This window comes from Microbacterium sp. Bi128 (assembly GCF_918698205.1).
Map to the genome: position 1 here is coordinate 1 of NZ_CAKKMM010000247.1, position 5,843 is coordinate 5,843.

General features: G+C 71.6%; 4 protein-coding genes and 1 pseudogene. 2 read left to right on the forward strand and 3 right to left on the reverse strand.

What is annotated here, in order from left to right; translation table 11 throughout:
- A partial coding sequence (locus LQV45_RS16060) for an SRPBCC domain-containing protein (RefSeq protein WP_230007896.1) occupies positions 1-610 on the forward strand: 610 nt, incomplete at its 5' end.
- A gap of 158 nt (positions 611-768) precedes the next feature.
- On the opposite strand, the gene LQV45_RS16065 is transcribed toward LQV45_RS16060, so the two are convergent.
- Positions 769-2,334 carry a PLP-dependent aminotransferase family protein gene (locus LQV45_RS16065; RefSeq protein ID WP_230007897.1) on the reverse strand — a complete coding sequence of 522 codons (1,566 nt, stop codon included), beginning with the start codon at positions 2,332-2,334 and terminating at the stop codon, positions 769-771.
- A gap of 61 nt (positions 2,335-2,395) precedes the next feature.
- Here LQV45_RS16065 and LQV45_RS16070 point away from each other — a divergent pair, with 61 nt between their 5' ends.
- Positions 2,396-3,124 (forward strand): YitT family protein, encoded by a 729-nt coding sequence (locus LQV45_RS16070; protein ID WP_230007898.1) that lies wholly within the window; start codon positions 2,396-2,398, stop codon positions 3,122-3,124.
- Between the two features lie 29 nt (positions 3,125-3,153).
- Here the strand turns inward: LQV45_RS16070 and LQV45_RS16075 are convergent, their stop codons facing one another.
- Positions 3,154-4,020 carry an Fpg/Nei family DNA glycosylase gene (locus LQV45_RS16075; protein ID WP_230007899.1) on the reverse strand — a complete coding sequence of 289 codons (867 nt, stop codon included), beginning with the start codon at positions 4,018-4,020 and terminating at the stop codon, positions 3,154-3,156.
- Positions 4,013-5,843, reverse strand: a pseudogene (locus LQV45_RS16080) (ATP-dependent helicase); the annotation flags it as partial. The pseudogene LQV45_RS16080 and the gene LQV45_RS16075, both read right to left, overlap by 8 nt.

A 5,843-nucleotide genomic window follows, 5' to 3' on the forward strand; every position in this document is an offset into this window, starting at 1 on the left:
GGACACCCCGGCCTGGATGTTCCCCACGGACCAATGGCCCGCGGTCCGGACCGTAGACGAATACCCCTCCCATCTGGTGTCCCGGATGGACGGTCCGGATGGCTGGTTCAACCAGCTGGAGCACGTCCTGGAACCGCTCGATGGTGGCCGGGCCCGGCTGCACTATGTGCACAGCGGCATCTTCGCGGACAACTGGGATGAGCAGTACGACGGCGCCAGCAAGCACACGGCGTTCTATCTGCACACCCTGGGCCAGTACCTGAAGTACTTCGACGGCAAGCCCGTGGTCTTCGCGGACATCCAGGCACCCGCGGCTTCGCAGACCCCGGACGGCTTCGACCGGCTTAAGAAAGCCCTAGGCGTCGATGCTGTGGCCCAGGGGCAGGCGGTGGAGCTGGAGCTCGACGGCGTCGGGCCGCTGGCCGGTGAGATCGACTTCGCCAACGAGAACTTCCTCGGCCTCCGCACCGCGGACACGCTGTACCGCTTCTTCGGGCGCAACGCCTTCGGCGCACCCGTGGGCATGACCGTGCACGACTTCAGCTGCAGCGGGGACGCCGGGGCGACGGCGAAGGCCTGGGCCGGGTTCCTGACGAAGGTCTACGCCTGAGCCCGCGACGTGCATCCTGCCTGGCGATGCCCTGAACGTTCGAATTCGCCGGAACGGGCCGAAGTCGCCGGAATCGACCGGCGACTTCGGACGTTTCCGGCGACCTCGAGACGCGGGAAAGAAAGGGCGTCGCAGGGCGGCCCCGAGGGCGCCCGGTCTCAAGCGATGGCCGCGGCCGGCGGGGACGACAGGTTGCGCCGCAGCTGCGGGGAGGCCTCCAGCCGGTCCTGCGCCGAACGCAATGCCAGCACGGCCGTCTCCAGCTGCTCCGGTGGCAGCGTGAACGGCAACCGCAAGTACTGCTCAAACGCGCCGCCGACGCCGAACCGGGGTCCGGCGGCGAGCCGGATCCCGACGTCGGGGGCCAGCACCGCCAGTGCCGTGCTGATCGGCGCCGGGAGTCGGCACCAGACGGACAGGCCGCCGACGGGCCATTCGGGCTCCCAACCGGGCAGGTGCTCCCGAATCAGTTCCACCAGTTTGTGCCGGTTCTCGCGCAGCGCGGCCAGCCTGTCGGGGAGCGGCTCCGTCATGGCGTTGACCAGATGCGCCCCGGCGAGCTGCTCCACCACCGGCCCGCCCAGGTCCAGGGTGGTGCGGGCAGCGGCGAAACGCTGGATGAGGGGCTCGCTGGCGCGGATCCAGCCGGTGCGCAGCCCTGCCCAGTGCGACTTGCTGAGGGAACCGAGGGAGACCACCGCCGGGCTGAAAGCGGCCATGGGGGTCGAGGCGGCGCCGTCGAGGTTCAACTCCCGCAGCGTCTCGTCCACCACCAGCACAGTGCCCGACGCCGCGGCCGCCTTCACGAGCCGGCGCCGCTGGGAATCGGGCATCAGCCGGCCGGTGGGGTTGTGGAAGTCCGGCACCACATACGCCATCGCGGGGCGCTGCTGGAGCAGCGCCGTTTCCATGGCCTCGAGGTCCCAGCCGCCTGCGCCGTTGTGGGCAAGGCCGTTACCGCCTGCGCTGTGGACACGGCCGCCGTGGACTGCGCCGTTATGGCCTGTGCCGCCGGGGGCTGCGGCAGGCATGGCCACCGGGACCGGTCGGCAGCCCGCAGCCCGGATCGCGTCGAGGGCGTTCGGATAGCTAGGATGCTCCACGAGCACCGTGGTCCCGGACCGCCCGGCCAATGTGCGGAGCACAATGTTCAGCGCGTGCTGGGCGCCGGAGGTGACCAGGACCTGCGCGGCCGTTGTCGGGACCCCGGCGGCGGTGTACCGGGCCGCAATGGCTTCCCGGAGCGGGCCCACGCCCAGGGCGTCGTAGCCGAAGCCAGGCAGCAGGGCCGGCAATTCGGTCAGGGCCGCGGCAAAGGCCCGGTGCACCACTTCGCCGCTGGCGGGCAGGGAGGCATAAGCCAGGTCCAGGATCCCGTCCGGCACCGCCAGTCCGGGCGCGCCACTCAGCCGCAGGGCTCCGTCGTGGCCGCCGGCATGCAAGGGCCCCTGGCTCGGGATGCAGCTCCGGCTCCGACTGCCCTGGCCGCTGCTGAGGAAACCCTGCTCTCGCAGCAGGGCGTAGGCCGCCGTCACCGTGGTGCGGCTGATGCCAAGGGCCGCTGCCAGCGAGCGCTCGCTCGGCAGGGCGACGTCCAGGGCGACGCGGCCGTCGAGGATGAGCAGGCGGACGACGTCGGCCAGCTCGCGGTAAGCGGGGGCGGCACCGACGTTCCACTCGCCCAGCAGGCGGGCCAGCGACCCCGGAGTCAAAGAGACGGACATAGAGCCAGTATTTCAAACTGGCTATGGATTGCAAGGCCAGTTTTCGTGGAGGATGGAGACCATGTTGACCCGCAGACTCCTCCAGCTCCTCATCGGCCTCGCTCTTTACGGCATTTCCCTCGCCATGGTCATCCGCGCCAGCCTCGGCACGGCGCCGTGGGACGTGCTCCACCAGGGGCTGGCGGCCAGGACCGGGCTCAGCCTCGGCACGGTGGTGGTTGTTGTCAGCTTCCTGGTGCTGCTGCTGTGGATCCCGCTCCGGCAATGGCCCGGCGTCGGAACCCTGTGCAACGCGGTGCTGGTGGGGGTCTTCGCGGACATCGGGCTGGCCCTGATTCCACAGTTTTCGCATCTGGGCGGCCAGATCTGCCTGCTCGTCGGGGCCGTGCTGCTCAACGGCGTCGCCTCCGCCTGCTACATCGGCGCCCGCCTGGGCCCGGGCGCACGGGACGGGCTCATGACGGGCCTCGCCCGGCGGACGGGCTGGCCGGTCCGGGTGTGCCGCACCGGCATTGAAGTGGTGGTCCTTGGCGCGGGCTGGCTGCTGGGCGGCTCGGTCGGTGTGGGCACGGTGCTGTACGCGCTGGCCATTGGCCCCCTGGTGCAGTTGCTGCTGCCGCGGTTCACCGTTCCGGAAGCGCGTCCGGTCCCTGCGGCAGGAACTGAAGCAGCAGGAACTGAAGCGGCTGGAACTGAAACGTCCGGAACTGAAACGGAAGCCGTCGTTGCCGGGACGGCTGTCCCTGTGGCGGCGGTCCCTGTGGCGGCGGGCAGCGGGCCGGCCGATTGATCTCCGCGGGTTAATTCCCGTGGGCCCCGTCAGCTGGCGCCTTCTGATCCTGGGCCCGGCAGGGGCTGGCAGGTGGGGCAGTAGTAGATGTCCCGTTCCTCGGTGAAGGTGCCGGCGCCGTTCTCCTTGCCCAGGACGCCGCGGCGGATCGGAGTGCCGCATTTGAGGCACGGCTGGTGCTCGCGCCGGTAAACCCAGTAACCGGGACGCCCGGCGGTGCGGCCCACCGGCACGCCCCGCGCGTTCAGCACGGTGGTCCGCCGGCCCGGCCCGAGGTTGGCGGAGAGCAGGACCTGGGCGTCGGTAATGATGGCGGCCAGATCCGGCACTGCCGAGACGGGCGACGCCGGATGGACTCCCGCGAGGAAGCAGGCCTCGCACCGGTAGATGTTTCCGATCCCCGCGAGCTTGCTCTGGTCCAGCAGGGCGACGCCGATCGGAACGTCCGGAGCCGAGAGCAGCCGGTGTTCGGCCTCGGCCGCGTCCCAGTCCGGGCCCAGCAGGTCCGGGCCGAGGTGCCCCACGATGGTGTCCTCCTGGTCGGTCCGTACCACCTCAAGGATGCCCAGGGAGAACCCGACGGCGTCGGCCGTGGCGGTCCGCAGCACGCAGCGGGCCGTGAAGCCGGGCTTCCGCCAGCGGCCCCCGGGCGGGTAGACCTGCCAGCTGCCCTCCATCTTCAGGTGCGAATGGATGGTGAGCCGGTCGCTGGGCGTCGGGCCCTGGACGCGCATCAGCAGGTGCTTGCCGCGGGGCACCACCTCGGCCACGGTCCAGCCGCCGAGTTTCAGGGTGGCGAAGCGCGGGACCCTGAAGTCGGAGGAGACCAGTTCCTTCCCGGCCAGGGCAGCGTGCAGCTGTGCGGCGGCGCGGAAGACCGAATCGCCCTCAGGCACGGATCCTCAGTCCCTTGGGCGTGGAATAGGCCCCGGCCTGGGCGAGGGCAGCCGCCACCGGGGTGTCCAGGATGCCGTGGCCGTTGACCTTTTCCATGATCAGCTTGTCCACCGCGCCTCGGGTCACCACACCCACCAGGGCCGTGCCGGCCGCGGCCAGGACGTCGGGGTCGTCGCTGAACGCGAGCAGGGTCTTGCCGCCGCGCTCGACGTACAGCGCCAGGGCGCCGTCGACCAGGACCACGAGGGCGCCGGCCTTCCGGCCCGGGCGGTGGCCGGTGCCGGCGTCGACGTTGAGCGCAGGCCACGGCAGTGCGGCGCCGTAGGGGTTGGCGGGGTCGGTCGCGGCGAGGGCCAGGGCCACCGGCTCGGCCTTGTGCAACTCGGCGTCCTCGACGTAGGACCGCAGCCGGTCCACCGTGGCCGGGACGGCGAACTGCGCCGCGCCGAGGTGTTCGATGAAGTAGCCGCGGCGGCAGCGTCCGGCTTCCTCGAGCCGGGCCAGAACCTTGTACATGAGGCCGAAGCCGCCGAGGATGTTTTCTGCCATGACCGAGCCGCGGGTGACCACGCCATAGCGGTCCAGCAGCAGCTCCGCGGTGGCCCGGGCATGGATGGTGGGATCGAGCTCCGGGGAGGGCAGCGCGGACCAGCGTCCCGCGGCGAGCGGGGGAGCGGGCGCGGTGCCGGTCACGGATCCGTACCGGCCGCCGGTGAGTCCCGGTGATCCGAGCAGGCCGGTGCCGTGCGCCCGTCCGAGCCGGCTGAGCCGCGGCGCGCGGGCCCGCGGGGCGCGCCCCACCTGCCGGTGCGCGGTGTGGCCGCCGGCGATCAGGGCCCTGACGGGGGCGAACGTGTCGCCGGTAATCCGGCCCGCCCAGGCGAGATCCCAGAGTGCGGCCACCACGTCCTGGTCGCTGAGCACCGAATCCATGCCGCCGGCAACCTCGGTCAGCTGCCGGAAGAAGTAGCCGCCGCCGTTGTTCTGCAGGTGCTCGAGGAGCCGTCGCTGCGCGTCGCCGGGTTCGAAGTCGATGGACGGGTTCAGCGTCAGTTCGGCCGAATCGGCGAGGTGCAGGCTCACCCAGCCGTCGTTGCCGGGCAGCGAGCCGGCACCGGACCAGAGGACCTCGCCGGCGGCCATGAGCTCGTCCAGCATGGCCGGCTGGTAGTTGGAGACGCGGCTGGCCAGGACAAGCGGCTCCCATGCCGAGGCCGGAATGGGCACGCCGGAGAGCTGGTCGATGGCCGTGATAATGCCGTCCAGGCCGCGGAGCGCGGACTGCCCGCGGCCGCCCGGGGTCCGCACGTTCTGCCAGGCGGGAAGGAATCGGCCGTAGGCGGCGGCGTCCACCGGTTCGACTTCGGCGCGGAGCGCGGCGAGGGAACGGCGGCGCAGCCTGCGGAGGACCTCGGCGTCGCACCATTCGCTCACGCTGGCCGGAGGCAAAACAGTGGGCAAAACGGCGGGCTGGAACGCCTCCTCGCCGGATCCCTCCACCCCGGATTCTTCACCGCCGGCTGCCGTGCTGGCTGACGTGCCCGCCGGTGGCGCAGCGTGCGGGCGGAACTCTCCTTCCACCACGCGCCCGTCCGCGGCCAGCCGCTTCAGTGCCGTGCCGACGACGGCGACGCCCAGTCCCAGCCGCGCCGCGGCCTCGGCGGCGGTGAAGGGCCCGTGCGTGCGGGCGTAGCGCGAGACGAGGTCGCCGAGGGGGTCCGCGACCGGTTCGATGAAGGCCAGCGGCACACCCATGGGCAGCGGCACGCCGAGGGCATCCCGGAGCCGGGCGGCATCCTCGACGGCCGCGAAGCGTTCGATG